Genomic DNA, 25,691 nt, shown 5'->3' on the forward strand with positions numbered 1-25,691 from the left:
CCGACCACCTCCCAGCGAGCGACGGCCACTCAAGCCATGTCCTGCCGAGCGACGTCCTCTCAAGCCATGTCCCCCCAAGCAAAGTCCACGCCGTCGACCGTCAGGCAACTGCGACGGCAACGCCAACGCCAGCGCCGGCGGATCATTGCGCTGCTGCTGTGTGCGCTGCTTGCCGGGGTCTGCCTCACCCTGATGCTGGGCCAGTCGTGGATCGACCCTGCCACGGTGATCGCGGTGCTGTCCGGCGAGCAGGTACCCGGCGCCTCCTTCACCCTGATGGAGTTGAGGCTACCCCGGGCGCTGACTGCCGTACTGGCCGGGGCCTGCTTCGGCCTAGGCGGCGCCACCTTCCAGACCATGCTGCGCAATCCGCTGGCCAGTCCCGACGTGATCGGTATCAGCGCTGGCGCCAGCGCAGCGGCGGTCTTCGCCATCGTCATGCTGTCGCTGCGTGGCGCTCCGGTGGCACTGGTGGCCATCGTCGGCGGTCTTGGCGTCGCCGTGCTGATCTATGCCCTGTCATGGCGCCGCGGCGTCGCCGATACCCGCCTGATTCTGACCGGCATCGGCCTCGCCGCCATGCTCCAGAGCGCCATCGCCTACCTGCTGACCCAGGCCCCGGCCTGGCCACTGCAGGAGGCCATGCGCTGGATGACCGGCAGCCTCAACAGCGTGCACCTGGATCAGAGCCTGCCCCTGCTGCTGGCGCTGGTCGTGCTTGGCCTGCCGCTACTTCACTTCGCCAGGGACCTGGAGGCGATGCGCCTGGGCGATGACATGGCCCGGGGGCTCGGTGTCAGGCTGTCGCTCACCCGCCTGGGCATCGTGATCGCGGCGGTGGGGCTGGTCGCCTTTGCCACCGCGGTGACCGGGCCGATCGCCTTCGTCGCCTTCCTCAGCGGCCCGGTCGCCGCCTGGTTGATCCGTCACAATGGCTCGGTGCTGATCCCCGCTGCCCTGGTCGGCGCCCTGTTCGCGCTGATGGGTGACTTTATCGGCCAGCATCTGCTGCCGGCCCGCTATCCCGTGGGGGTGGTCACCGGCGTGATCGGCGCCCCCTACCTGATTACCCTCGTCATGCGCGACAACGCCCGAGGATCCACCTGATGACGCCTACCCGACTCAGTGCCCGAGGCCTGACCGCCGGCTACCGTGACCGAGCGGTCCTCGACAACATCGATCTGGAGGTCAAGCCAGCGGGTATCACCGCCATCGTCGGCGCCAACGCCTGCGGCAAGTCGACCCTGCTGCGTTCGCTGTCACGCCTGCTGGCGCCGCAGCGCGGCCAGGTATTGCTCGACGGCCACGACCTGCACCGGCTGCCCGCCAGGCGCCTGGCCCAGCGCCTGGGACTGCTGCCTCAGGCGCCACTCGCCCCTGAAGGCATCACCGTGCTGGAGCTGGTCAGCCGTGGCCGCCACCCTCACCAGGGCATGTTTCAACGCTGGAGCCGCGACGACGATGACGCCGTCAGCGAGGCGCTGGAAGCCACCGACACCACCGGCCTCGCCGAGCGTGTGCTGGAGGAACTGTCGGGCGGCCAGCGCCAGCGGGTATGGATCGCCATGGCCCTGGCCCAGCGCACCGAGGTGCTGCTGCTCGACGAACCCACCACCTATCTCGATATCCATCACCAGGTCGAGGTGCTCGATCTGCTCGAGGACCTCAACCGCCAGCGCGGCACCACCATCGTCATGGTGCTGCATGAGCTCAACCTTGCCGCGCGCTATGCCGATGAGTTGATCGCCATGGCCGCCGGCAAGGTCTACTCAAGCGGCCCAGCCAGTGAGGTGATGACCACCACCATGGTCAGGGAGGTATTCGGACTGGACAGCCACGTCTTCGCAGACCCCGTCAGCGGCCGTCCGATGATGGTCCCGCTGGGTCGACAGGACCGCAGGCCACACTCGCAGGCAAGGGCAGTGCACAAGGATCGTCGATCGACGGTCCCCGACACCGAAGCGTCATCATCGTGACATGACCTCGGCAGCACGCTGGGACTCGCGGTGGCGACGGTCGGCCGCCCTGATCACGATGCTGGCCAGGATACGGGCCAGGGTGCCGACGCGATGCTGGCGCGATGGTTGAGCAGCGCCGTCGCGGCACGTTAGGGTCCCGGATTGTCAAACGCCCAGAGGCAAGCACCCAGAGGCAAGCGCCCAGAGGCCTTGTCAGGCGCTATGCCCAGGCGTGCCGCGACCGTTCCTTTTCCCAGACAGGAGCACGATGATGAAGACCATTCTGATCACCGGCGCCGGCAGCGGACTCGGCGAGGGTACGGCACTGGCCCTGGCCAGGGCGGGACACAAGGTCATCGCCACCACGGAGATCTGGCCCCAGGTCACCTCGCTCAAGGAAAAGGCCCGGCAGCAGGAACTGACGCTCACCGTCGAAAAGCTCGATATCACCGACAAGCGCGACCGCGACGCGGTGTTTTCCAGCTACGGACACCAGGTCGATATCGTGGTGGCCAACGCCGCCATCGGCGAGACCGGCCCGCTGGCCGAGATCCCGGTGGACCGGGTACGCCGAGTGTTCGAGACCAACGTCTTCTCGACCCTGGAATTCGTGCAGCCCTACGCCCGCGAGTTCGTCGAGCGAGGCAAGGGCAAGATCGTACTGACCTCCTCCATCGCTGGTTTCACCACCTTCCCCTACCTCGGTCCCTACGTCGCCTCGAAGCACGCCCTCGAAGGCATGGCGCAACTGCTCTACGAAGAGCTCGCCCCGCTGGGCGTCAAGGTGGCCACCATCAACCCCGGCCCCTTCCGCACCGGCTTCAACGACCGCATGTACAACACCCTGGACCAGTGGTACGACCCCGACGCCTGCTTCACCCCTGAAAAACCGATTCGCTCTGTGCAGCAGCAGTTTGCCGGCGACGACCTGCAGCAGGACCCGGCGGCGATGATCGACGAGATGGCACGACTGATCCCGCTGGACGAGCACCGCTTCCGCAATGTCTACCCGGACAGCTTCGAGGCCAGTGCCAAGGAATATCAGGAGGGGCTGTGGGATCGACTCATCTGAGGCTTGTCCGAAAAGTGCCTGCGCTCGCCGACTTTTCGAATAAAGCCTGGGCTCCCCTGTTGATCGTGTCCCGGGGCCTGTAAGGTTGGTTGCCCTGCTAACGACCAACCCGGGACACCTTTCTTCAGGAGTAGAGGCTGACATGCCCACACCCCAAGATAGCCGCGACAGCGACACCACCATCACCGTCGACATCGTCTCCGACGTCGTCTGTCCCTGGTGCATCATCGGCTACCGCCAGCTCGCCGAGGCGGCGCGCCAGAGCGGGATCGACATCGAGGTGCACTGGCACCCCTTCGAGCTCAATCCGCAGATGGGCGAGGAAGGCGAAAACCTGCGCGAGCATATCGCCGCCAAGTACGGCACCAGCGATGAGGACTCGCGCAGCGCACGGGAACGGCTCACCCGGATGGGCGCCGACCTCGGCTTCACCTTCAACTACGCCGATGACATGCGCATGGTGAACACCTTCCGCGCCCACCAGTTGATCGACTGGGCAGAGCAGCGCTCTCCAGACGAAGGCCACCGCATGAAGCAGGCCCTGTTCAGCGCCTTCTTCACCGAGCGCCGCGACCTCCACCGGATCGATGTGCTGGCCGATGTGTCGGAGAGTCTCGGCCATGACCGCGACGAGGTCGTGGCGACGCTCGAGTCGGGCGAGCGCAGCGAATCGGTGCGACAGCGCCAGGCCTTCTGGCAACAGCAGGGCATCAGCGGGGTACCCGCCATGGTGTTCAACCGCCGCTACCTGGTCACCGGCGCCCAGGGCGTTGAGAACTACCAGGAAGTCCTTGCGCAGGTGGCCGCCGAGCGAGCCGAAGTGACGTCATGACGACAACGCCGGGTGCCACAGCACCCGGCGTTATTGGTCAGGCCCGCGGGCCTGACCCTACGTTCTGACGAACGGAAAGGTCAGTTCAGCTCAGCCCTAGATGGCTCTGAGACTCTTCGAGCGGAAGATCGACCGAGGCATGTAGAAGGACACCACCCAGTTGGGCTGATCGACGATCTCGCTGACCCGTAGCCGCCCTGCCACGCTGCAAAGCGCGTAGGCCAGCTGCTCATCCATGCCGGCCTGACGGTGCAACCGATCGATCATGAAGCGCACCGCGTCACGGGCGCCCTGCATCAGGTCCGGCCCCACCCCGGTGGTGACCAGAAAGCCCGCATCTTCCTCGCTCGACGCTCCCGGCGGCACGTCGAACATCGGCGCAGGAATATTGCCTGCCTTGTGCAGACGCAAGGTTGCCGTGGCGGCCATGCGGGTCTCTACCGCCGTTCCGCAGACCTCACCGTCGCCCTGGCAGGCGTGGGTGTCGCCGATGCTCAGAAGCCCTCCCTTGACCTGCACCGGCAGGTACAGCCGAGCTCCCTTTACCAGGTCACGGATGTCGAGATTGCCGCCGCAGATGCGCGGCGGCACGATGGAGTGCTGCCCCGGCTCAGCAGGCGCGAGCCCGATGGTACCGGCGAAGGGCCGAAACGGAATCACGATGTCCTCGTCGAAGTACACCGACTCGCTGTCGTACTCCGACACCTTGAGCCAGGGCGAGGTGAAATCGTCGGCCAGCAGCCCGAAACCCGGGATCAGCCCCGTCCAGCCCCACTGCCCCGGCTCGAAGTCGACCAGCTCCACCTCGATCACATCGCCGGGTTCGGCATCCTCCATATAGAGGGGGCCACACACCGGATTGAGCTCCCCTGCCGGCAGTCGGGTCAGCGCGTCGGCCTGGCTGTGTCGGGTAATCAAGCCACCGCTGGCATCGAGAATATCGAAGCGCCGAGTATCACCGGAACTGATCGTTTCCTGCGGCTCGAGGGCGTGGTCAAAACAGTGATGAACGTCGTGTATCGTCTTGATCTTCATTCTTGCGTCTCCACCTCGAGGCGCCGATCGTCTTCGCCGACCGGCGCCTCGAGTGTTTTCAATTGGCCCTGGGCGCTGTTCTCAACATCGACGAGCGCAGGCACTTTTCAGGCAAGCCTTAGATTTCCATCTGCACGGCACGTCCACCGCGCTTGGCAAAGGCGTAGACGCCGACACCGACAACCGCCCAGGCCAACCCGATCAGCACGGTATAGGACTCGAACCCGCTCCAGATGTAGCCGACCACGGCCAGGCCGAGCAGCGGACACAGGATATGCAGGAAGGGATTGGCGGCCTTCTTCTTGAACACGAAGTAGTAGAGCGTGGTGATGTTCAGAATGATGAAGGCGGTCAGGGCGCCGATGGTCACGATGGAGGTCAACAACGCCAGCTGCTGCATGAAGGCGATCCCCGCGACGATGGACACGGCACCGACCAGCAGCGCACTGACGTAGGGCGTCTTGAAGCGCGGGTGAACGCGAGCCAGCGGCGCCGGCAGCAGCCGATCACGGCCCATGCTGTAGAGGATTCGCGCGGTCGCGATCTGAGCCACCAGGGAGTCGGCGACGCCCCAGGCGATAGCGGTGGTCGCGGCGGTCAGCACCGCCAGCCAGCCGCCCCCGGCGATACGTGCGGTTTCATAGAAGGCGGTGTCGAGATTGTTGAACGAGGCGGGATCGGGCTGGATCAGCGCCGCCACCCAGGTCTGGGCGATGAACAGGCCACCGATAATCAACAGCACCAGGAAGATCGCCTTGCTGACCGCCTTGCCACCGCCCTTGGCCTCTTCCGCCAGGGTGGAGATGCCATCGAAGCCCAGAAAACTGAGCACCGCGATCGGCACCGCAGAGATGATCAGCCCCAGCGAGAAGTCATCTGCATCGTAGACCGGGGCCATCGAGAAGACGGCACCGTTGACGTTGTTGCTGATGGCCACCACCCCCACCACCAGAAACACCGCCAGCACCAGCAGTTCGGCCACCAGCATCCAGCGGTTGAAGGCGGCGGTGAAGCTGATGCCGCGAATATTGATGTAGGTGTTGAATACGACGAAGGCCACCACCAGCAGGATCGGTGACAGTGACGGGAAGATGTCGTGAATCGCCAGCGCCCCCACCACGTACAGCAGCGCCGGAATCAGGATGTAGTCCAGCAGCATGATCCAGCCCGCGACGAAGCCGGCAAAGCTGCCCGCCCCGCGGGACACGTAGGAGTACACCGAGCCTGCTACCGGGAATTCCTTGGCCATCTGGGAGTAGCAGATGGCGGTAAACAGCATCCCAACAAGGCCGATGACATAGGCGGTGACGATCATGCCACCGCTGGCGCTCATGACGTGACCGAAGATACCGAAGGGAGCAATCGGCACGATGAAGATCAGGCCGTAGATCACAAGATCTCTCAGCTTGAGCGTTCGTGAGAGTTCCTGGGTGTAGCCCAGACTCTCCAGGGTATTGTCACTCATCGGTGATTTCCTCTTGTTCTAGTTGGCAAGGCGGGGATCTCCCGCCATCGAGCGGTCGAAGACGTCCACCGGGGGCGAGGCTGCCTGCGTGGCGACACTGGGCGGCCTCTTGCTGTGCATTCCCTTGGCCGGTCAAGAATCTGACGGCGCCGTGTATACTCGAACCCGCCAGCAGACCCGGACGCGGTTCGCGACCTGCGACAGTGCGCCGGACACCGCGACGTTGGCCGCTTCATTTTTAGAAAATCACACTTAAAGGTATTGTGACAATACCTTTTGGAGAGAACCCTATGCTTGAACCGTCTCGAACCGACCTGCCAGGCGCCGGCGGCGCCCGCTCGGCCACCCAGGAGCTGGCGGACCGGATCGTGACGGCGATCGCCATTGGCGCCTACTCCCCCGGGGATCGCCTGCCGCCGGAGCGCGACCTGGCGGAGCGCCAGGGGGTCAGTCGCGTCACCGTCCGCGGCGCCTTGAAGATCGTGGGCGAGCTTGGCCTGATCGAATCCCGCCGTGGTCGTGATGGCGGTACCTTTGTCACCTTCAAACGGGTCGACGAGGCCTCGCCCAACACCGCCCAGCGTATCCTCGGACAGGAGCTGCCCCAGCTCAGGGACTTCTTCGACTATCGCTGTCTGGTGGAGGGGCTGGTGGCCAGAACCGCCGCCGAGCGTCACGACGAGGCCCAGGCCAAAACATTGCAGGCGCTGCTGGACCGCTTCTGCGACACCGACGACGCCTCCGTCGCCCGCCAACTCGATGAGCGCCTTCACGACTGCATCATGGCGATGGCCGACAATCACCATCTGGTCGCCCAGTCACGTCAACTGACGGCGCGCGCTACTCTGGGATTCGGCTCCGAACCCTACCCCGCCGAATCATTGCCAAGGGCAAGACGGGAACATCGTGAACTGGTCCAAGCCATCCTCGAGCGACGCGCAGACGACGCCTTCAGCGTCGCCCAGCATCACTTCACACTGACGCTTGCGATCATGGAACATTCACTGGATGGGCGACCGCTCTAGCCCGACTCCCGGGAAAGCGGCTTTGGTGAGGGGTTTGATGAAGGGCTTTGCAAGCGGCTTTGGCGAGGGGTTTGATGAGGGGCTTTGCTGAAGTGCCTTGGCAAAGAGTTCAGAAATCAAGGAAGAGAACCGGTGGACGAACGAGCCGGGCAGGCCCTCTGATTCGCCTAAAAAATGGCCCGCTATTCGCGGGCCATGGTCGTCTCGGTGCATCCGTTTTCAGGTTTCACAGAACTGCGCCACACCATCCCTGAACGACCAGTCGATGTCCTGGTTCTCGGTGATGGTGATCATGACGTTATGCGGGGGGATGCCGGGGTTTTCGGCAAGTGACTCGACGACCCTGGCGTAGAACGCCTTCTTGTCGGCGTCCGGGCGACCACTTCGCATCACCAGGTGCATCATGACGCGATCCGAATCACGCCTTTGCAACTGCAGGTTCTCCGGCTCGCACTCATTGATCACCTGATAGCGATCGTCGTCGGGGAAGCCCATGGTATCGATGACGGCGGCGTTAACCTGATCCGCCACGGCCCTGACGTAGTCTCTCGACTTCCCTTTCACTAGATTGATCGTCACAAACGGCATCCACCCCTCCTGTCCCGGTCGATGATTGACGCTCTGTATTCGACGCTGTTGGTCGTTTATCGTCGCGAGCTCGGCCGACGTCTAGCGATGGCGGAAGACCGGCGCACGCTTCTTGACGAAGGCATTCATGCCTTCCTTCTGCCCCTCGGTGGCAAAGGCCGCCTGGAACAGTAGACGCTCCTGTCGCAGGCCTTCTGCCAGCGGGGTCTCGAAGGCCGCGTTGACCGCTCGCTTGGCCATCTTGACGGCTGGCGCGTTGTAGCCTGCGATGGTGTGCGCCGCCTCGAGGGCAATCTGCATCAGCTCATCCTTCGGCACGACTCGCGCCACCAGCCCGATCTCCTTGGCCTCCTGGGCGCCGATGTTGCGACCGGTCAGCACCAGGTCCATCGCCATCGCCTTGCCGACCGAACGTGCCAGTCGCTGGGAGCCACCGATGCCGGGCAGGATCCCCAGCTTGATCTCGGGTTGCCCGAACTGGGCATCGTCTGAGGCGATGATCATGTCGCACAGCAGGGCCAGCTCGCAGCCTCCGCCCAGCGCAAAGCCGGCCACCGCAGCGATGATGGGCTTGGAAATCTGGCGCACCTCGTCCCAGGGGGCCAGGAAGTCATCCATGTAGAAATCGGTGAACGACTTCTCGGCCATCTCCTCGATATCGGCGCCGGCCGCGAAGGCTCTCGGGTTGCCGGTAATCACGATGGCACCGATGCCGGGGTCGGCGTCCAGCTCGCGCAGTACCGCGAGCGTTTCTTCCGCCAGTTGGCGATTGAGTGCGTTCAAGCTTTTCGGGCGATTCAGGATGATCAGCCCGACCCGTTCACGGCGTTCCACCACGGTCATCTCTGGCTCACCGTTACCTGCCTCAAGCGAAGCCTCCGAGGCGACATTCTGTGTTTGTTCTTCGACCTTCTTGTTCATCTCTTGTCTCCTGACGTTACCCGTAAACCAGCTGCGTATCGGTTCGATACGCTCCCACCTGCGGCCACCACCTCGCCCGGTCGTGATGCGACCTGACAGCGCCGCGCCACACCGGATATTCACGACCCGGTATCGCCAAGCGGCGTACATCTGATGAAAAAACGCGTCTGACGACTATGGTTTTCCGACCCGCTTGCCCAGATCTCGAGCGGGTTCTTGACCCTGTTTGTCGGAGGCCGACTGGCCACCCTTTATCCGGGTGGCGGCGCTGCCACTCGCCTTGCGCGAGTCTTGCCTGGCCATCGCTGCTTGATCGCTCTGGGCTCCTCGACGTTGCCCCGAGGATGTCGCGTCGGCCTTGGCCGACCGCGCCTTGCCGGCTTGCCCTGGCGTGGAAGGCAGGCAATAGGAACCGTGACGCGCCATCAACTCATCGAGAATGGCCTGTCGATGTTGACCCAGGCCTGGCGCCACCAGCGGTGTGTCGCTGCCAAGGTCCACCCTGCCGGTCATCTTTATCGGGTTGCCCGCTGTCCTGAAGGGCTTCCCGGCGCTTCCCTGGACCTGGACGATCATGTTTCTCGCCTTCAACTGGGGATGATCGAGCAGTTTGTCGATGGTGTTGATCGGCGAGCAGGGAACGCCTTCCTCGTTGAGCAGGTCGACCCAGTGCTGCACGGGCCTGGTCGTCAGGATGCGCTCCATCTCCTCCACCAGCGCCGGGCGATTCTGGCAGCGAAGATCATTGGTGATGAACCGGGGATCGAAGGCCAGTCGCGAGGCCCCGATGGCATCGGCCATCAGCAGAAACAGGGTGTCGTTGCCGGCGGCGATGACCAGCTTGCCATCCTCGGCCTTGAAGCTTTCGAAAGGCGCCAGCGACGGGTGGCAATCACCGGTTCTATTCGGTACGACGCCTTCGATGTCGTAGCGTGCCAGCGCCGTTTCCATCATCGCCGCCTGGCAGTCCAGCATGCCGATATCGACACGGGTCCCCTGGGCGTCCTTGGTTCGGCTATACAGCGAAGAAATGATGCCCACCGCCGCAAACAGGGCCGCGCTCAGGTCGCCAAAGCTGGTACCGACTCGGGCCGGTTCACCGTCCGGCCAACCGGTCAGACTCATCACGCCGCCCATGGCCTGCACCACCATGTCGTAGCCTGGCAACTCACTGAACGGGCCGGTGTGACCGAAGCCTGAAATCGAGGAATAGATCAGGTGAGGATGGGTCTGGGCGAGGCGCTCCGGACCATAGCCAAGACGCTCCATGACCCCGGGTCTGAAGTTCTCCACCAGCACATCGGCCTCGTCCAGCAGGCGCTCCAGCAACTCGCGATCACGCGGCGACTTGATGTCCAGTACGATGCTTTCCTTGTTTCTATTGAAGCAACTGAAGTAGGCGCTTTCGTTTTCGACAAAGGGGCCGAACTCTCGTGTGTCGTCACCGGTGCCGATCTTTTCGACCTTGATGACGCGGGCGCCAAGGTCCGCCAGGACCATGGTGCAGTAGGGCCCTGCAAGCACCCGCGAGAAGTCCAGTACCGTCACGCCGTCCAGAGGCCCTTTCTTTGGTTCGTCCAGTGGAGTGTTGGCCATCAACTTGTCTCCTGTGTTGTTGTATCGAGCGCCAGCGTCAGCTGGCGACTGGCCACACCGGAGGCACGGTGGCAGGCGTGCTGATGGCCCGAAGAGGCACGTTCAGCGATCTGGCCAGCGACGAGATGGGAAGCGATAGCGGTCATGGGGATCGGCCCTTTATAAAATTTATTTAATCTGCACCGAGGGGAATCGACCCTTGGCGGGGCTCCTTCTTGGTTATGCCTCAGAATATGGTGACTACAGACCAGTACAATTCAGTTATTCGCAACCCAGATATAAGTTTTGAAAATATCAAAACCCACTAAGTGAGAACCCGATACGGTACTCACCGCCCGAGGCGCGCCAGCATCACGATGGTGTGCCCAGCCGATCGACATCACGACGACATCCTCAGCAGGCGATCACGTCCTGGCGTTGCATCTAAAGTTGAAGCCACAAACAACGAGGCCCGGGGGACCGGGCAGTATTGGGCGTGCACGGGTTGGGGATGGTGTTCGAGCGCCGTTGCGTGGCCATCGGCGTGCAGGGGGCGGACAACTACCGCAAGGGGCTTAAGCTGGGGTCGGTCGAGCAGGCCGGTGAGGCGTCACGGCCTGAAAACGGGCGCGGACGGCCTGAAGAATCGCTTTCAGGCCCCAGCCGCGCCCTGTTGCAGATCTTAAATCGCCTGCCATGCCTCCGGCAGTTCCACATGCCCACTCAGTGCCGATCCGACAAAGGAGGCGGCAGCCTCGAGTCCGGCCAGCGCCATGGCGCCACCATGCCAGCCGAAGATGCCGTCGCCGGTGTCCCGAGAAGATTCAGCGCTGAAGGAAGCCTCGTCATCGAACAGGTCACCAAGGTGAAGGGCGTCATCACGGGCCCCGGCCGAGAAGACGCTATCGCCGGTATCGGCAAGCGCGACCTCTTCCCTCGACCACTCGCCGCCTTGGCCGTCCTGAGGTGCATCGACGAAGGCAATATCGCGATCGAACCAATCGAATCGAAACTCGTCTTCCAGACGATCGTCTTCGATAACGTAGCGCAGGCCGGGACCGGCACCGCGAAAGCCGCCGCCGTACTCGAACTCGATGCGCTCGATGCCGCTCGCCAGGGTCAGGGAATCATGGCCGGACACGCCAATCCGGCCATCATCCAGCCGGTAGACCTCGTAGTCGTCCGCCTCTCCCTCGAATAACAGGGTGTCGGTGCCCTGCCCCCCTTCGACCTGGTTGGTGCCGGTCGAGACCCGGATCTGGTCTTCTCCGGCAAAGCCTTCGATGTAATCATCGGACGTGCCGTCACGCAGCAGGTCGTCAAAGACACTGCCGACAATAAAGGCCGGCTGGCCGGCGTGATTGGATGTCGGCGAGTCGACGTCGCCCACCCAGTGTATCGCGCGCCCGGCAGCACCAAGCGAGGACACCACCACTACGCTGTCCTGACTCATCAGCTCATAAAACGATGAGGAGACAATGCGCGCGACCGCGTCCGACGTGATGCCACCAAGATGTGCGCCCCAGGCGAAGGGATTCAGGCCGCTGTCGCTGGCCAACAGCCAGGGCGACTTGCTGTAGACAGCATCGAACAGCACCAGATTGTCCACGGAGCTTGAGTAGTTCTCATCGCTGTTCTCCAGAAAGCCATCGAAGCCCTTTAGCGCCGACTTCAGATCCTCGTGGTCACCGACGAAACGATGGATGACGTCGTTCTCGAAACCGATATTGAGCACATTGTCGGCTTCGAAGATCAGCGGTGACGCATGGCCAAGATAGTGACTGTCAGCGAAGAACCCGCCCGCCAACTGATCCGAGAAGCGCGCCTGGATATTGGCCAGCGCCCCACCCAGGCTGTAGCCGGTAATGATGGCGTCATCACCCTCAAGCCCATGCTGGTCCATGAACGACGCCACCCCGGACAGCACGGGTGCCATGGTCTTCGCGATCTCCTTGCCGGAATTCAGAAAGGAGTAGTCGACGATATCTACCGGGGCATTGGTACCGGCATAGGACACGCTGACGCGGCTGATGTTGCCCAGGGCGTCCTGCTCGGCCAGGACCTTGAGCTGGGGGCCACGGGAGACATTGCCGAGCAAGGGGCTCTGAAGCGTGATGTAGCCATCGACGTCCACCAGAGAGGATGGCAACCCCAGTTCGCTGGCCGAGACTTCTCGCCAGCCACCCGGCAGACCACTGGTGACCTGATTGGCTGAAAAGGTCCCCGGTCCTGCGATGTTGTCCAGGGTCACCAGCATCTGTCCAAGGGGAAGCCCGAGCGCACGGTCTGTCTGCGAGTAGGTCGCCAGCGCATGCGAGGTGACAGCGAGCTCGGCAGAGGCCGACGAGTCAAGCCCGGAGATCGTAAAAAGTGGCATAGAACATCCTCACCTGTGAACTTCAGCACAAGAAAAGACAACAGCCTAGCCCAGTTTCTACGCTTTCCGACCCCATCATTGCTTCACCGACTTTTCAGGCAAAGCTGCTGCGATAAAGCGTCGAAAAAAGAAGCGATATGGAAAGAAGATTCCTCCCATCCTTCTTGTATTTTACGAGCTATCAAGACGGTGAGTTTTACCGGACCACCATGCCCGAACCAGTGTCTATTGCTGCGTAGATGTGCCCGAACGGTGCCCTGGCAATGGCCTGAAAAACATCTGACCGGCCATTGCTGGCGTATATCTGCAGACGGTATCGGCCTCAACGGTAGTGCCTCGACTGCGCTAGAATGGCGTTTTTTACGCTGGAGTCAGCGTTCGATGAAGGCCCGTCATCTCCCCTCGACCACCACGCTTCAGTGTTTCGAAGCCGCTGCCCGGCACCTGAGTTTCACCCGGGCGGCGGATGAGCTGAGCATCACCCAGAGCGCCATCAGCAAGCAGGTGGCCCAGCTCGAGGACTACCTGCAGCACAAGCTCTTCCGTCGACTCAGGCGCACCCTGGTGCTGACGCCGGAAGGCTCGCTGTACCTGACCGAGGTGCGCAAGATCCTGGCCCACCTCGAGATGTCGGCCAACGCCATCATGACCTACAGCGGCCACGGTGACGTGCTCAAAGTGGCCACGCTTCCCACCTTCGGCACGCGCTGGCTGTCGCTGCAGCTACCGGCCTTCTTCGAGGCTCACCCCGGTATCACCCTGCACCTGTCCGACCGCGTGGAGACCTTCGATCTGGAAAACGAAGGCATCGACGTAGCGATCTTCCACGGCCACGGCAGCTGGCCCAACCTCGAGTGTCACAAGCTGTTCGAGGAAGAGGTGATGGCGGTCGGCGCACCCGGCTATCTGGCGCGCCAGCGCATCGTCAGCCCCGCCGATCTGGCCAACTGCCGGCTGCTGCACCTGTCGACCCGCCCCGACGCGTGGCACCGCTGGTTCGATGAACAGGGCATTCGCACCGATCGCAGCTACCACGGTATCCGCTTCGAAACCTTTCAGACGCTGATTCGCACGGTCATGGCCGGCGGCGGCCTTGCCCTGATTCCACGCTTCATGATCGACCATGAACTAGAAGCCGGCGCCCTGGTCCCCGCCTGGCCCACCCTGTTGCGCGGTCCCAACGCCTACTACCTGGTCTATCCCGAGCACCTGGGAGAGCTCGCAAAGGTGCGCCAGTTCGTCGACCACCTCAAAGGCTGCGCCGCGCCACAGGCCCTAACCGAGTAGGCCCGGTCAAAGTAGTCCCCGCGCGAGTAATCCCCGTCCGAGCTAGCTCCGCCCAAGTAAGCCCCATCCGAGTAAGCCCCGCCCGAGTAGCTCCCAGGGGGGCAGCCGGCTGAGACCCTCCGTTTTCGGTGGCTCAGCACATGGCCTGGCCTCTTCCCTGCTCCCGCACGAAAAGTTTTCTTCTGGTTGTAAGGTCCCGCTTTCAGATGCGACACAGCCTCCCACGGCGCTCGCCCATCGAGCGCCATCCCCTAGAAGACGACCAAGGAAGCTCAGATGCACACTGAAGGAAACGAGATGGCGGGCCTCAAGGGCGGGCTGCTGGCGATGCGTATCGGCATCTTTCTGGTACTGCTGGTCTGGACCCTGAGCAAGTTCATCAACCCAAGCCAGGGTAGCGGGATCATGGACAAGTACTTCGGCATCGCCGGCGTCGGCACCGCCGTCGTGGTGGCGCTAGGTGTGCTCGAACTGGTGCTGATCCTGGCCTTCGTCAGCGGCAGCTTCAAGCGCATAAGCTATGGTGGCGTGCTGTTGGTACACGGCGTCTCGACACTGGTGACTATCCCGGCGATGGTGACCGATCCCTTCGGCCATATGCTGTTCTTCGCCGCCCTGCCGATGCTGGCCGCCTGCTACACCCTCTATCGACTGCGCGACCACGACACCCTGCTGACCCTGGAACGCCCGGCGCCCCTCGCCACCGCCTGAGGCAACGTCGCCAGAACAGACGCGCCCCCGGTAAGGGATGCCTCACCTACCGGGGGCCGTCTATGTCAGGCAGGTTGATTCGTTCGGGCACGCCCCCCTAGGCGCTGTCCGAAAAGTCGACGAGCGAAGGTTAGACAAGGCAAAAATCGGTGAGAAAGCGCAGTTTACGGGGTGTAAATGAGCATTTTGATCCGCTTTTTTAACGCCGTATTACCGAGCGCAGGCACTTTTCAGACAAGCCCTAGCCCCGCCGTCCTTGCAGGAACCGTCTTTCCAGCAATGGCTGAGGCTACCTCGTGCCGCCCTTTCCGCCAGCGTTGCCACCACCGAGCGCACCTGTTCGTAACCGGTCCTCAACAGGAAGGTGGGGGCACGGCCGTAGCTCTTGATGCCCAGGATATACAGCCCCTGCTCCGGATGGCGGAGCTCCTCGGCGCCGTGGGAGGGTACCGAGCCACAGCTGTGTACGTTGGGATCGATCAGCGGCGCCAGACGAACCGGACTCTGGGTGGCCGGATCCAGCTCGAGGCGAAGCTCGGTCAACAGCGCCAGATCCGGCCGGAAGCCGGTAGCGACGATGACCTCGTCCACCGGCGGCAGGCTCAGACCTTCCCCGTGGATGAGCAGACCATCGGCCCCCTCCTCAAGTCGCTCGATCCTGACCCCGGGATAGACCTCGATCCTGCCATCGCTCACCAGGCGCTGAACCTCCAGCCCGAGCCGACCACGTTCCTCGAGAGGATCGTCGGCGCACCCGCAGAACATCCTGGCCGGTGAATCACCACGGATCGCCCATAGCACCCTGGTATCCGGGGCTGCCTCGCCAAGCTCGGCCAGATCGCGGAGTAGATTGAAGGCCGAATGCCCGGCGCCGACCACCAGCACACGACGGTTGGCGTAGCGATCGCGCCCTTCCTTCAGCACCGCCGGCAGACCGTAGGTCACTCGCGGTGCCCGTCGCGCTTCCCCCAGCGCTGGCATGCCGTGGGCCCCCATCCAGTTGGGCTGGCCGAAGGTACCGGAGGCGTCGATGACCGCATCGGCCAGCAGGTCCCGTTCGCCATCGGGGGCTTCGATCCTCAGGACGAACGGCGCCTCGAAGCGCCCCTTGTCCTTCAGCACATCTATACCGGACCGACTCACGCCCACAACTCTGCTTTGCAGGTGTACGCGGTCTCGGAGCTCAGGCAAGTTCGCCAGCGGCTCCAGATAGTACTCCACAAGCTCCTGGCCGGTCGGGCAAGCATTGCCGCCTGGTGGCTGCCAACCCCAAGCCTTCAACAGTGCGGCAGCGTGATGATCAAGATTGCATTCCCAGGGCGTAAACATTCGCACATGCCCCCACTGCCGCAGATGCTCACCGACGCCCGTACCCGCTTCGATGACTACCGGATCGAGTCCATGCGCTAGCGCATGGGCGCAGGCGGCGAGCCCGATGGGGCCACCTCCGATAATCGCGATCCTGCCGCTTGTCTGATTCATCTATCGCTCCTTCAATGAGTGGCATCTAGGCGGGAGTGCCTCGAACCCGACATAAGTTGTTAGTACCAACGATATAGGCAAAAAAACTCAGGTCTCGTCCTCGACAGCACTCAGGGTCCCAGGCCCCGGACCACAGCGCCGTTGCGCGGCCTGGGTCAACTGCCGTATCAGGGTCAGCGCCGCCTGACGCATATCCGGGGTGAGTCCTTCGAGCATCGCCCGCTCTTCATCGATCAGGTCGGCGCGTATCGTCTGGTACAGCGCTTCTCCCTGCACCGTGGGCCGAATCAGCGCGGCACGTCGATCTACTGGATCGGCAACCCGGTCGACATGTCCCTTGCGCACCAGGGCGTCCACCACGCGACTCGCCGTGCTCTTGTCCAGGTACATTTCGCTTGCCAGCCCCTGCAGGCGCAACGGCCCTTGATGAACCAGGGTCTCCAGGGCATAGCACTGGGCCACCGAAAGGTCATAGCCGCAGATGCGATCGCGATCTCGAAACTGATGGACTCGAATCAGTTGATTGAGCGCGTCGTAGAGTGCTCGGGCATCCCGATCGAGATTCCCGCCGCTCGGGAGGTCACGAGGGTTGTTGCTATCGCTTTGGTTGTCGCTATCGCTTGGGAGAGGCATCGGGTCTTTGGCAATTTAGTTGGTATTTGCAACGTAAATGACCGTCCGGGCCGGGTCAAGCCGTACTCTACTGGCCACCTTTGCTGAGATTGACAGACGACATGGCCATCTGAGGGAAGCGCTCGCCCTCGTCCCATTGCGTTGCTTACTGATCGCTCGCCGCCCGCACCACCTGCTCTGCCAAGATCAGTACCCTATCCACCACCGCAACAGGGGCATCGAGCGCACCACCGATCACCGACAATTCGGTGCAGGCCAGCACCAGTACTTCGGCCCCGCGCTCGGCGAGTTTGTCGGCTGCTCCCGCCAAGACGGGAAACGCGCCAGGAATCACACCGCCGCGCCATAGAGCATGAGCCCCTGGCTGCGGCGGCAGAGCGCCTGGCGGACGCCGGTGAATGCACGGATCCTTTTGCACGGGCCTACACGGGCTTACACGGGCCTATACGAGCTTACGCGGGCCAAAGAGCCCGCATCCTGCAATGCGGAGACTCCGCTGAGTTACATATTCGGGTAGTTGGGCCCTCCACCTTGAGGTGCCACCCAGGTGATATTCTGAGCCGGATCCTTGATATCGCACGTCTTGCAGTGAACACAGTTCTGAAAATTGATCTGAAACCGCGGTTGCCCATCGGCATCTTCGAGCACCTCATAGACTCCCGCCGGACAATAGCGCTGGGCCGGCTCCGCGAAATCGGGCAGGTTCTCGCGGATCGGTAGTTCAGGATCCTTCAGTCGAAGATGGCAAGGCTGGTTCTCCTCATGGTTGGTATTTGATAAAAACACCGAGGAGAGCTTGTCGAAGGACAACACGCCGTCCGGCCTGGGATAGTCGATCTTCTCGCACTCCTCAGCTTTCAACAGGCGAGCATGGTCCGGCCTGGTATCGTGAACACGCGGCAACTTGCCACCGACAAGCTGGTCAAGAAAGTTGTATGCCCCCCCTGCCACCGTGCCGTACTTATGAATCGCCGGACCAAAGTTACGGCTCTTGTCGAGTTCAGCGTAGGCCCAGCTGGCCTGCCACTTGTCCTCGAACGCGGCAAGCTCACTCCCCCCTGGATCCCCCTTGCTCAAGGCCTCGAAGACCGTTTCTGCGGCGACCAGCCCTGACTTCATGGCTGTGTGCAGCCCTTTGATCTTGGCAAAATTGAGGGTGCCAGCGTCGCAGCCAATCAATAACCCACCAGGGAAGGTCATTTTCGGCAGGCAGTTCAGTCCACCCTTGGCGATGGCACGCGCCCCATAGGAAACGCGCTTGCCACCTTGCAGGTGCTTGGCCAATACCGGGTGGTGCTTCAAACGCTGAAATTCGTCAAAGGGCGACAACCAGGGATTCTGATAAGCAAGATCAAGAATCAATCCGACCACGACCTGGGAGTTGTCGGCGTGATACAGGAACCAGCCACCATGTGTATGCTTGTCCAGCGGCCAACCAGAGCCGTGTAGCACCAGACCCGGCTCATGTTGATCTGCGGGGACATCCCACAACTCCTTGAGCCCGATCCCGTAATGCTGAGGGTCCCTGCCTTTCGCCAGATCAAACGTCTCGATCAGGCGTTTGCCCAGATGACCGCGGGCCCCCTCTGCAAACAAGGTGTACTTGGCTCGCAGTTCCAGACCAGGCGTATAGCCGTCCATCGGTTCTCCATCGGCGTCCACGCCCATGTCGCCGGTGACAACCCCACGCACCACTCCGCCGTCATCGACCAGCGCCTCTTGCGCGGCAAACCCCGGAAATACCTCGACGCCAAGATCTTCCGCCTGTTCAGCCAACCAGCGGCAAAGATTGCCAGCGCTGATCACGTAACGCGTAATATCTCCGCCGGTGTTATGCATGCTCGGAGGTACCAGCGCGTTGGGCAGCTTCACGGCCTTCTGGGCATCCTGGAGCAGATAGACCTCGTCTCGCTTGGCCGGGACGGTCAACGGTGCCCTTCGATCGGCCCAGTCAGGAAACAGTTCCTCGAGCGCTCGAGGCTCGAGGATGGCCCCGGACAGCGTGTGGGCACCGACCTCGGAGCCCTTCTCCACCACGCACACGGACAATTCATGCCCGACCTCGTTGGCCTGCTGCATCAAACGACAGGCGGCAGCGAGGCCAGAAGGGCCTGCGCCGACAATGACCACGTCGAATTCCAGAAACTCCCGTTCAACCTGGCTCACCTGCCACCCCCTTCGTTGAAACATCGAGCTCGGAGGCCTTTTGTCGAGCGCTCTCTCTGCGCTGCGCCGCGTACAGTGTATTGCGCAGCAGACATGCGACGGTCATCGGACCTACCCCTCCCGGCACTGGGGTGATGGCTCCGGCCACCTTGGCAACCGCCGCGAAATCGACGTCTCCAACGAGCCGTGACTGACCTTCGCCAAGCTCCTCGCGGTTGATGCCCACATCAATCACCGTGGCCCCCGGTTTGACATGATCGCTTCCGATCATTCCGGGGCGGCCTACGGCGACCACCAGGATATCCGCCTGTCGGCATTCGTCGGCCAGATTTCGGCTCCGAGAGTGCGCCATCGTCACCGTGCAATGAGCCTTCAGCAGCAGTTGTGCCATCGGCTTTCCGACGATGTTCGAGCGCCCGACAATAACCGCCTTGAGACCGGTCAAGTCACCCAGGCGATCCTGCAGCAGCAGCAAGCAACCAAGAGGCGTACAGGGCACCAGCGCCGATTCACCAGTGGCTAGGCGGCCAACGTTACGTGGATGGAAACCATCGACATCCTTGTCGGCCGCAATCGCCTCGATGACGCCCCCTTCGTCAATATGATCCGGTAGCGGGAGCTGCACCAGTATGCCGTCGACGCGCTCATCGGCGTTGAGGGCAACAATCAGCTCGAGAAGCTCGGCTTCGGTCGTCACCGCGGGAAGTCGGTGGGCAAACGAAGCGATGCCAGCTTCCTCCGCCTGGCGCATCTTGGTTCGCACATAGACCTGGCTGGCAGCATCTTCCCCCACCAGCACGACCGCCAAGCCCGGAGGACGTCCATGGGCGCCGACGAAGGAGGCTACCTGAGAGCCCACTTCGTGACGAAGCTTTTGCGCAAATGCCTTACCGTCGATGACTGTCGCGGAAGATTGCTCCTGTGCATTGAATTCTTTCACTACTCATAGCCCCCCGTTAAAAAACGACAGTACGCAGTCCATTTTGGTAGACACGATGTTGAACGTGATACTTCACTGCTCTTGCCAGCGTCTGCGCTTCCAGGTCTCTCCCGACCTGGATCAGGTGCTGAGGGTTATGAGCGTGACTGACTCGCATGACCATCTGCTCGATAATGGGGCCCTCATCCAGATCCCCCGTCACATAATGAGCAGTGGCCCCGATCAGCTTTACCCCCCTTTCGTAGGCTTGGTTGTAAGGCTTTACCCCCTTGAAGCCAGGTAGAAAAGAGTGATGGATATTGATGCATCTTCCGGCGAGTTTTTGACACATTGACTCAGATAGAATCTGCATGTACCTCGCCAGTACGATGAGTTCACTTCCCGTTGACTCCATGATTTCCAGCAGTCGCTCTTCCTGCTGAGCCTTGTTGTCCTTGGTGACTGGCAAATGAATGTATTCGATCCCAGCCTGCTCGGCCATGGGACGCAAATCCTCATGGTTTGACACGATAACTGGAATATCTATGTAAAGCTCACCGGTGGCCTGACGATATATCAGGTCGCGCAGGCAATGGTCATATTTAGACACCATGACCAGAACTTTGGTGAGCTGCGTCGTATCGTAAATTTCCCATTCCATATCAAACCGAAGAGCGGTTACCTCGAAAGCTGCCCTCATTTGCTCCACGCTAGGCTGCTTTTGCCCTTCGAATACAAACTCGATAGTCGAGAAGAAACGACCGGAATCCAGATCATCGAACTGATTCAGTTGAGTGATGAAGCACCCCCTATCGGCCATAAAGTTCCCGATCGCTGCAACGATACCCACCCTGCCTGGACAGGACACCCTTAGAACATAAGTCTGTTTTTTCATTTTCTCATCAACACCATGTCAGGAAGAAAGAATCACAGTGCTTTTTCTAGATCCGGAAGCACTTCAAAGAGATCACCAACGATGCCGTAGTCAGCAATCTGAAAGATCGGAGCGTCTACATCTTTGTTGATTGCCACGATCACCTTGGAATCTTTCATGCCTGCAAGGTGTTGGATTGCACCACTGATACCGACCGCAATATAGAGATCCGGCGCCACTACCTTGCCGGTCTGCCCCACCTGGTAGTCATTGGGCACAAAGCCTGCATCAACCGCCGCACGGGACGCCCCTACCGCACCGCCCAACTTTTCCGCGAGTCGATCCAGCATGACGAAGTTGTCGCCGTTGCCCATCCCTCGGCCGCCAGAGACGACGATGCGAGAGGATGTCAGCTCTGGCCCCTTGCTGGCGCCGGACGAACGACTGACGAAACGCGCTCTTGTCTGCGACGAGCCTTCGTTCAGCACGACCTTCTCGGCCTCACCGCCCTGGGCCGCGACTGGCTGAAATTTGGTTGGCCGTACGGTAATGACCTTGACCGCCTCTGTGGAGCGCACCGTTGCGATGGCATTCCCCGCATAGATCGGCCGCTCGAAGGTGTCAGCATCGATCACCGCGCTGATATCGGAGACCTGAGGCACGTCGAGCAACGCGGCCACCCTGGGCATCAGGTTCTTGCCAAATGTGTCGGCTGGCGCAAGCAGGTGGCTGTAGCCCTCTGCACAACGCACCACCAACGGCGCCATGTCCTCAGGCAGCGGATTGGCGAAATCCGGTGACGCGATCGCCATTACTCTGCGAATGCCCGGGATCGACGCTGCCAGCTCACTGATGGTGGAGCCTTCTTGCTCCATCACCAGAAGATCAACATCACCACCAATCTCGCGAGCGGCACCCATGGTAGGGAAGGAGCTATCAGAGATCTGCTGATGATCGTGCTCGACAATGACAAGTGTTGCCATGATGGACCTCCTCAAAGTACCTGGGCTTCGTTCTTGAGCTTTTCCACAAGATCTGTGGCGGTGTCGACAAGTACACACTGGGTCTGTCTCGCCGGTGGTTCGGAAACCTTGAGAAGTTCCAGACGAGGAGCCAGGTCTACCCCAAGACTTTCCGCTTCGACTCGATCTATTGGCTTCTTCTTTGCTTTCATGATCGCCGGCAATGATGCAAAGCGGGGATCGTTAAGCCTCAAGTCAACGCTTATCACCGCTGGCAGCTCCAACTGGACACATTCCTGGCCACCGTCGACCTCCCGTGTGACTTCCAAGGCCTCCCCCTCGACTGTCAAACCGGAGGCAAAGGTCCCTTGCGGCCAATCCAGCAAGGCCGACAGCATCTGAGCGGTTTGATTGCAGTCGTCATCAATGGCCTGCTTGCCCAGAAGGACAAGGTTGATTTCCTCCTTCTCGACAAGGGCCTTGAATGCTTTCGCCACCGAAAGAGGCTCTGTCGTACCTTCATACGGCATCAGAATCGCCCGGTCAGCGCCCATTGCAAGAGCCTGCCGCAAGGTTTCCTGACTCTTGTCTGGGCCGATGCTGACGGCGATGACCTCATCAGCTACGCCTGACTCCTTGAGACGAATGGCTTGCTCGACGGCAATTTCGTCAAAGGGATTCATCGCCATCTTTACATTATCCAGATCGACTGAGGACCCATCAGGCTTGACACGGACCTTAACGTTATAGTCGATAACTCTCTTGACACCTACCAGGATCTTCATGACATCAACTCCTAAATGAATCATCGAAATTTGAATGCTGTTTCCTGTCAGGTCATCAAGATCTCATCCGTGTAAATTCCGGATCATATAGACATTCTTCAGTGACAACGGCCGGGTACCTTTCGCCGATGATATCCACCTCCAGCGAGGTTCCGCAGGAAGCATGGTCAGGATGGATATACGCCATCATGATGGTCTTCCCGATACGATGCCCCCAACCCGAAGAAGAAACCGTTCCTACCACCTTATCGCCTGACCACACGGAGTCGCCTGACTGAGGAGCCGCATGCTCGGCCGACGACGTCATGACAACAAATTGCTGACGGAGCTTCCTGTCAGCCAGATCCTGCAAGACATCTTTTCCTTCGAACTCACCCTTATTGAGGTTGACAAACCTGTTCAAACCAGCCTCAAAGGGCGTAAATTCGTCGATCAGATCGGCCTTCCAGTGCCGGAAACCCTTCTCGAGCCTCATGGATTCCGTCGCGTAGGAACCAAACTGCTTAAGGCCAAACCGCTCGCCTGCCTCCATCAACTCACTGTGCACCAGGTAAAGATTTTCGTTTGCTACGTGCAACTCGTAGGCAAGCTCGCCGGAGAAGCTGATATTGAGGGCCTGGACCCGGGACTGTCCTACAAAGACCTTTCGAGCAGACAACCAGGGGAAGGCTTCTTTCGACCAATCACAACGGGGTGACAAGCTCTGCAGAAGCTCCCGAGACCTGGGCCCTGCCACCACCAGAATAGTGTGGCTACTGGTCAGGTTCTTCATCGTAACGCCCGAGTCAGGCAGGCGACTGGCCAGCCAATCCCAGTCATGCCACTCTGCAGCCGCGGCAGCACCTATCCAGAAGACATCGTCAGCTACCCTGGCAATGGTCGCCTCGCTCAATACATTTCCCTGGCCGGTCACCGTATAGGTCAGCGTTACCCTTCCCGTCTTGGGCATACGCCCCGTGTAGAGACCATCGAGCCACTGCTCGGCACCAGGCCCTGACACTTCAAAACGCGTAAAACCCGAGACCTCCATCAGGCCAACCCGCTCCTGTACGGCTTTCACCTCCTCGGCCACCACTTCCTTGGTCGGGGTATAGCGAAAGCTATGCTCATCGACAAAATCAGCATCAGGCTTGTAGAAAAGCACTCGCTCCCAACCATTGACCGTTCCGAAGGTCGCCCCCAGCTGCTTCTGCACCGGATAAATCGGAGTCGTCTTGGCCAGACGCCCGGCGGGCCGGAACTCGTGAGGCATGTGGAAGCGAAACTCGTTCTGATAGTCTTCGATCGCCTTCAGTGAGGTGAATTCCGTCGTACAGTGAGACGTAAATCGCCTTGGATCGAGACACCAGGTATCGAATTCTGCTTGTCCATGGACGATGATCTGAGCAAGCATTTTTCCGTGCCCACCTCCTTCACCGATCCCCGCCCTCAATCCAATGCAGGAATAGGCGTTATGCAGCCCCGGGATTTTGCCGATAAGAGGAAGGCCATCGGATGTATAGGTAATGGGTCCGTTGATGGTGGTGTGAATGCCGGTATTCATCAGGCTGGGGACGCGCTCGAAGATGCGCTCCATGTTGTCCAGGCATCGATCAAGATCATTGGGACACAGATCCATGGTGAAGGCAGGATCAATCCCGTCCATTCCCCACGTCTTGCAGTTCTGCTCATAGACCCCCACGAGCAGCCCCTTCTTCTCCTGGCGCATGTAAAAGTCGTCACCCGGGCACCTGATGATAGGCACACGGCTATCCATGCTCTTGAGCTCTTCCAACGGTTCGGTCAGAAAATACATATGCTCCATTGAGGTGACCGGGTGCTCGACACCCAGCATGCTGCCAACTTCATTGACTCGGTAGCCGGTTGCGTTCACAACAATCTCACAGGTGATATCCCCGTTCTTCGTATGAACGATCCATTCACCATTGGATTTCTTGGTGATACTTTCTACCGGATTGAATCTATATACTTCAGCCCCGGCCTCTCTGGCTTTACGAGCCAGCGCTTGGGTGATTCCGCTTGGATCAATATCACCATCCAGCGGATCCCATAGCGCACCTTTGATACCATCTTTGGTCAATAGGGGGTGACGCCGGCAGGTTTCTTCTGCATCAATCACCTCGAAGTCAACGCCCATCCCTTTCGCCATGGAGGCAAAATGTCTGTAACCATCCATTTCCGCATCGGTATGGGCAAGACGAAGTCCGCCGGTGATATGGTAGTCGACAGGAAACTCGCTATCTCCTGAAAGTTCCTTGTACAGCTTGATGGAGTGAGATTTCAGACCCACCATGGTCTGTAAAGCACCAAAGTTGGTAATCTGAGCGGCCGCATGCCAGGTGGAGCCAGAGGTCAATTCATCGCGCTCGACCAGGACTACGTCGGTCCACCCTTCCTGTGTCAAATGGTACAGCGTGCTACAACCACCGATACCACCGCCGATCACAACAACTCGAGCATACTCTTTCATCTCACCACCTCGTCCGCTGCTATTTTTGATATGAAAGACGCGATAAATCTTTCCAACACTAAAAAAATATCAGCCCCTGTGAACCATCGTCCAATGCCGTTTTCTACACTGCTCGTTAGCTTTTCGCATACGCCACACCGCCACCTTCTCAGGCTTTGATAGTGGATTCTCCCAAACCGCTCATCACGAAAACAAAAGAACCTCCCACGACGAAAAATCCAGCAGAATGCACCATCGTTTTTTTCAACGTGGCATTTTTTCCTATTATTTATGAGTGCGATTTTCAGGCACCCCCCTCCACAACGAGCCTGCTCAAGGCGACGATCCTATGAGTCGATAGTGCATGCTCGACAAAAGCAAAGAAAAATTAACCAGGATAAGAAAGCCTGTTCCTTCTCACGAAAAAACTGATTATTCTTATGAATCTTTAATGGGAAATCAACGCGAACTTCTACGACACGCAAGAACACCCGGATGGGATGTATGTTGGTAAAAATGATGATTTATTGCCTTTCCTGCAAGGTCTCAATGCGTATTTACCACGTCGCGACGAA

Annotated in this window: 23 protein-coding genes; 7 read left to right on the top strand and 16 right to left on the bottom strand. The window is 60.4% G+C overall.

The window, feature by feature from the left end:
* Positions 1-66 precede the first annotated feature (66 nt).
* The 4 genes from NFI08_RS10845 (at position 67) to NFI08_RS10860 (ending at position 3,862) form a co-directional block, all read left to right on the top strand.
* Positions 67-1,107, top strand: coding sequence for a FecCD family ABC transporter permease (locus tag NFI08_RS10845; protein ID WP_349589287.1), 1,041 nt, complete (start codon positions 67-69; stop codon positions 1,105-1,107).
* Entirely contained in the window at positions 1,107-1,976 is an 870-nt protein-coding gene (locus tag NFI08_RS10850; RefSeq protein ID WP_108449872.1) for an ABC transporter ATP-binding protein, read from the top strand. Before NFI08_RS10845 ends, NFI08_RS10850 begins: the two co-directional genes overlap by 1 nt.
* Before the next feature lie 253 nt (positions 1,977-2,229).
* Positions 2,230-3,030 carry an SDR family oxidoreductase gene (locus NFI08_RS10855; RefSeq protein ID WP_349589291.1) on the top strand — a complete coding sequence of 267 codons (801 nt, stop codon included), beginning with the start codon at positions 2,230-2,232 and terminating at the stop codon, positions 3,028-3,030.
* 142 nt (positions 3,031-3,172) lie between these two features.
* Positions 3,173-3,862, top strand: coding sequence for a DsbA family oxidoreductase (locus NFI08_RS10860; protein ID WP_108449870.1), 690 nt, complete (start codon positions 3,173-3,175; stop codon positions 3,860-3,862).
* A gap of 96 nt (positions 3,863-3,958) precedes the next feature.
* Here NFI08_RS10860 and NFI08_RS10865 read toward each other — a convergent pair whose 3' ends face one another.
* Both NFI08_RS10865 and NFI08_RS10870 read right to left on the bottom strand, forming a co-directional pair.
* A complete protein-coding gene (locus NFI08_RS10865) occupies positions 3,959-4,897 on the bottom strand; it encodes an acetamidase/formamidase family protein (RefSeq protein WP_045990938.1) in 939 nt (312 codons plus the stop codon).
* Between the two features lie 118 nt (positions 4,898-5,015).
* Positions 5,016-6,362: an APC family permease gene (locus NFI08_RS10870; RefSeq protein ID WP_108449869.1), complete on the bottom strand. Its 1,347-nt coding sequence runs from the start codon at positions 6,360-6,362 to the stop codon at positions 5,016-5,018.
* Positions 6,363-6,652: 290 nt separating this feature from the next.
* Here NFI08_RS10870 and NFI08_RS10875 point away from each other — a divergent pair, with 290 nt between their 5' ends.
* Complete coding sequence (locus tag NFI08_RS10875) at positions 6,653-7,387, top strand: FadR/GntR family transcriptional regulator (RefSeq protein ID WP_108449868.1); 735 nt, start codon at positions 6,653-6,655, stop codon at positions 7,385-7,387.
* Positions 7,388-7,606: 219 nt separating this feature from the next.
* Here NFI08_RS10875 and NFI08_RS10880 read toward each other — a convergent pair whose 3' ends face one another.
* The 5 genes from NFI08_RS10880 to NFI08_RS10900 all read right to left on the bottom strand — a co-directional run bounded on the left by NFI08_RS10880 (position 7,607) and on the right by NFI08_RS10900 (position 12,848).
* Positions 7,607-7,975, bottom strand: coding sequence for a tautomerase family protein (locus tag NFI08_RS10880; protein ID WP_045990948.1), 369 nt, complete (start codon positions 7,973-7,975; stop codon positions 7,607-7,609).
* Between the two features lie 81 nt (positions 7,976-8,056).
* Entirely contained in the window at positions 8,057-8,896 is an 840-nt protein-coding gene (locus tag NFI08_RS10885; protein ID WP_502881066.1) for an enoyl-CoA hydratase-related protein, read from the bottom strand.
* 174 nt (positions 8,897-9,070) lie between these two features.
* A complete protein-coding gene (locus NFI08_RS10890; protein WP_286985650.1) occupies positions 9,071-10,492 on the bottom strand; it encodes a CaiB/BaiF CoA transferase family protein in 1,422 nt (473 codons plus the stop codon).
* On the bottom strand, positions 10,492-10,638 hold the full coding sequence (locus NFI08_RS10895) for a hypothetical protein (RefSeq protein ID WP_349589297.1): 147 nt from the start codon (positions 10,636-10,638) through the stop codon (positions 10,492-10,494). The genes NFI08_RS10890 and NFI08_RS10895 overlap by 1 nt, the downstream gene beginning before the upstream one ends.
* A gap of 515 nt (positions 10,639-11,153) precedes the next feature.
* Positions 11,154-12,848, bottom strand: a complete 1,695-nt coding sequence (locus NFI08_RS10900) for a hypothetical protein (RefSeq protein ID WP_349589300.1) — start codon at positions 12,846-12,848, stop codon at positions 11,154-11,156.
* Positions 12,849-13,229: 381 nt separating this feature from the next.
* Here NFI08_RS10900 and NFI08_RS10905 point away from each other — a divergent pair, with 381 nt between their 5' ends.
* Entirely contained in the window at positions 13,230-14,135 is a 906-nt protein-coding gene (locus NFI08_RS10905) for a LysR substrate-binding domain-containing protein (protein ID WP_286985647.1), read from the top strand.
* Positions 14,136-14,411: 276 nt separating this feature from the next.
* Positions 14,412-14,846: a hypothetical protein gene (locus NFI08_RS10910; protein ID WP_045990950.1), complete on the top strand. Its 435-nt coding sequence runs from the start codon at positions 14,412-14,414 to the stop codon at positions 14,844-14,846.
* Positions 14,847-15,056: 210 nt separating this feature from the next.
* Here NFI08_RS10910 and NFI08_RS10915 read toward each other — a convergent pair whose 3' ends face one another.
* The 9 genes from NFI08_RS10915 to NFI08_RS10955 form a co-directional block, all read right to left on the bottom strand.
* Positions 15,057-16,328 carry an NAD(P)-binding domain-containing protein gene (locus NFI08_RS10915; protein ID WP_286984857.1) on the bottom strand — a complete coding sequence of 424 codons (1,272 nt, stop codon included), beginning with the start codon at positions 16,326-16,328 and terminating at the stop codon, positions 15,057-15,059.
* A gap of 87 nt (positions 16,329-16,415) precedes the next feature.
* Complete coding sequence (locus tag NFI08_RS10920; RefSeq protein ID WP_349589305.1) at positions 16,416-16,961, bottom strand: MarR family winged helix-turn-helix transcriptional regulator; 546 nt, start codon at positions 16,959-16,961, stop codon at positions 16,416-16,418.
* Positions 16,962-17,106: 145 nt separating this feature from the next.
* Positions 17,107-17,379: an aspartate/glutamate racemase family protein gene (locus NFI08_RS10925; protein ID WP_349589308.1), complete on the bottom strand. Its 273-nt coding sequence runs from the start codon at positions 17,377-17,379 to the stop codon at positions 17,107-17,109.
* A gap of 83 nt (positions 17,380-17,462) precedes the next feature.
* Complete coding sequence (locus NFI08_RS10930) at positions 17,463-19,127, bottom strand: electron transfer flavoprotein-ubiquinone oxidoreductase (protein ID WP_349589312.1); 1,665 nt, start codon at positions 19,125-19,127, stop codon at positions 17,463-17,465.
* Positions 19,114-20,067 carry a bifunctional methylenetetrahydrofolate dehydrogenase/methenyltetrahydrofolate cyclohydrolase FolD gene (gene folD, locus NFI08_RS10935; RefSeq protein WP_349589316.1) on the bottom strand — a complete coding sequence of 318 codons (954 nt, stop codon included), beginning with the start codon at positions 20,065-20,067 and terminating at the stop codon, positions 19,114-19,116. Before folD ends, NFI08_RS10930 begins: the two co-directional genes overlap by 14 nt.
* A gap of 16 nt (positions 20,068-20,083) precedes the next feature.
* Complete coding sequence (gene purU / locus NFI08_RS10940) at positions 20,084-20,941, bottom strand: formyltetrahydrofolate deformylase (RefSeq protein WP_349589319.1); 858 nt, start codon at positions 20,939-20,941, stop codon at positions 20,084-20,086.
* A 32-nt stretch (positions 20,942-20,973) separates the two neighbouring features.
* The gene (locus NFI08_RS10945) at positions 20,974-21,903 is read right to left on the bottom strand and encodes an electron transfer flavoprotein subunit alpha/FixB family protein (RefSeq protein WP_349589322.1); all 930 of its coding nucleotides are present in this window, start codon (positions 21,901-21,903) and stop codon (positions 20,974-20,976) included.
* Positions 21,904-21,914: 11 nt separating this feature from the next.
* The gene (locus NFI08_RS10950) at positions 21,915-22,667 is read right to left on the bottom strand and encodes an electron transfer flavoprotein subunit beta/FixA family protein (protein WP_349589325.1); all 753 of its coding nucleotides are present in this window, start codon (positions 22,665-22,667) and stop codon (positions 21,915-21,917) included.
* A gap of 55 nt (positions 22,668-22,722) precedes the next feature.
* Positions 22,723-25,137, bottom strand: coding sequence for an FAD-dependent oxidoreductase (locus NFI08_RS10955; protein WP_349589327.1), 2,415 nt, complete (start codon positions 25,135-25,137; stop codon positions 22,723-22,725).
* Between the last annotated feature and the right edge of the window lie 554 nt (positions 25,138-25,691).

The sequence above is a fragment of the Halomonas sp. EF61 genome, from assembly GCF_040147045.1.
In the GTDB taxonomy this organism is placed as follows: Bacteria; Pseudomonadota; Gammaproteobacteria; order Pseudomonadales; family Halomonadaceae; genus Halomonas; species Halomonas litopenaei.

Excerpts from the sequence above, each read along its gene's own strand:
- NFI08_RS10895 (WP_349589297.1), bottom strand. The coding sequence starts at position 10,638 with ATGACCGCTATCGCTTCCCATCTCGTCGCTGGCCAGATCGCTGAACGT.
- NFI08_RS10890 (WP_286985650.1), bottom strand. The coding sequence starts at position 10,492 with ATGGCCAACACTCCACTGGACGAACCAAAGAAAGGGCCTCTGGACGGC.
- NFI08_RS10910 (WP_045990950.1), top strand. The coding sequence starts at position 14,412 with ATGCACACTGAAGGAAACGAGATGGCGGGCCTCAAGGGCGGGCTGCTG.
- NFI08_RS10875 (WP_108449868.1), top strand. The coding sequence starts at position 6,653 with ATGCTTGAACCGTCTCGAACCGACCTGCCAGGCGCCGGCGGCGCCCGC.
- NFI08_RS10955 (WP_349589327.1), bottom strand. The coding sequence starts at position 25,137 with ATGAAAGAGTATGCTCGAGTTGTTGTGATCGGCGGTGGTATCGGTGGT.
- NFI08_RS10905 (WP_286985647.1), top strand. The coding sequence starts at position 13,230 with ATGAAGGCCCGTCATCTCCCCTCGACCACCACGCTTCAGTGTTTCGAA.
- NFI08_RS10900 (WP_349589300.1), bottom strand. The coding sequence starts at position 12,848 with ATGCCACTTTTTACGATCTCCGGGCTTGACTCGTCGGCCTCTGCCGAG.
- NFI08_RS10855 (WP_349589291.1), top strand. The coding sequence starts at position 2,230 with ATGAAGACCATTCTGATCACCGGCGCCGGCAGCGGACTCGGCGAGGGT.
- NFI08_RS10915 (WP_286984857.1), bottom strand. The coding sequence starts at position 16,328 with ATGAATCAGACAAGCGGCAGGATCGCGATTATCGGAGGTGGCCCCATC.
- NFI08_RS10865 (WP_045990938.1), bottom strand. The coding sequence starts at position 4,897 with ATGAAGATCAAGACGATACACGACGTTCATCACTGTTTTGACCACGCC.
- NFI08_RS10870 (WP_108449869.1), bottom strand. The coding sequence starts at position 6,362 with ATGAGTGACAATACCCTGGAGAGTCTGGGCTACACCCAGGAACTCTCA.
- NFI08_RS10885 (WP_502881066.1), bottom strand. The coding sequence starts at position 8,896 with ATGAACAAGAAGGTCGAAGAACAAACACAGAATGTCGCCTCGGAGGCT.
- NFI08_RS10950 (WP_349589325.1), bottom strand. The coding sequence starts at position 22,667 with ATGAAGATCCTGGTAGGTGTCAAGAGAGTTATCGACTATAACGTTAAG.
- NFI08_RS10850 (WP_108449872.1), top strand. The coding sequence starts at position 1,107 with ATGACGCCTACCCGACTCAGTGCCCGAGGCCTGACCGCCGGCTACCGT.
- NFI08_RS10845 (WP_349589287.1), top strand. The coding sequence starts at position 67 with ATGTCCCCCCAAGCAAAGTCCACGCCGTCGACCGTCAGGCAACTGCGA.
- NFI08_RS10945 (WP_349589322.1), bottom strand. The coding sequence starts at position 21,903 with ATGGCAACACTTGTCATTGTCGAGCACGATCATCAGCAGATCTCTGAT.
- purU (WP_349589319.1), bottom strand. The coding sequence starts at position 20,941 with ATGAAAAAACAGACTTATGTTCTAAGGGTGTCCTGTCCAGGCAGGGTG.
- NFI08_RS10860 (WP_108449870.1), top strand. The coding sequence starts at position 3,173 with ATGCCCACACCCCAAGATAGCCGCGACAGCGACACCACCATCACCGTC.
- NFI08_RS10920 (WP_349589305.1), bottom strand. The coding sequence starts at position 16,961 with ATGCCTCTCCCAAGCGATAGCGACAACCAAAGCGATAGCAACAACCCT.
- NFI08_RS10880 (WP_045990948.1), bottom strand. The coding sequence starts at position 7,975 with ATGCCGTTTGTGACGATCAATCTAGTGAAAGGGAAGTCGAGAGACTAC.